This window comes from Citrobacter sp. VF227 (assembly GCF_052950715.1).
In genome coordinates this window covers 1-479 of the sequence record NZ_JBRFVF010000347.1, presented here as the reverse complement: position 1 = coordinate 479, position 479 = coordinate 1, and the positions used below count along the sequence as shown (strand labels likewise).

At 53.4% G+C, this 479-nt stretch carries 2 protein-coding genes; both read left to right on the top strand.

Annotation, left to right across the window (positions count from 1 at the left end):
• Window positions 1-228: thermostable hemolysin (locus ACU8YC_RS26685; protein ID WP_446896219.1), on the top strand; the 228-nt coding region annotated here is incomplete at its 5' end.
• Complete coding sequence (locus ACU8YC_RS26680; RefSeq protein WP_446896218.1) at window positions 209-388, top strand: hypothetical protein; 180 nt, start codon at window positions 209-211, stop codon at window positions 386-388. The genes ACU8YC_RS26685 and ACU8YC_RS26680, both read left to right, overlap by 20 nt.
• Window positions 389-479 lie beyond the last annotated feature (91 nt).

Below are 479 nucleotides of genomic sequence, written 5' to 3'. Positions count from 1 at the left end.
AATCTTCAGCCAGTCACATTGATGCCTGCTGACCCGACAAGGCTTGGCGAAGCTGCGCGTGAATGGGGGGGCTATTACGAACATGACCCACGAATTATGGCGGGAGAGTTACATGGTGGGCAAACCACACTGAGTCAGGCCAGCCTGTTGCTGGGAATGTTTGCTGGTCCGCCTGCTGCTCCCTGGATAACCCCTTCCGGAGGATCTTATGTTTCTGAACATGCTTGAGAAACAGGTTACGCTTCAGCCAAATGCCCTCGCCCTGCAGGGAGACTATCGCTCGTGGAGCTGGCAGCAATACCATGAAGCCGTTAAGGCAGTGGCCGAACAATTATCTTCCCTCAAGGTAAAACGGCTGGCACTTGAAATGGATAACAGCCCTGAATAGGCGATCATCGATCTCGCATGCCTGGTAAGTGGAGTGGTAATCATCCCTGTCCCCTCCTTTTTCAGCGGGCAACAGAAAGCCTGGGTACGAT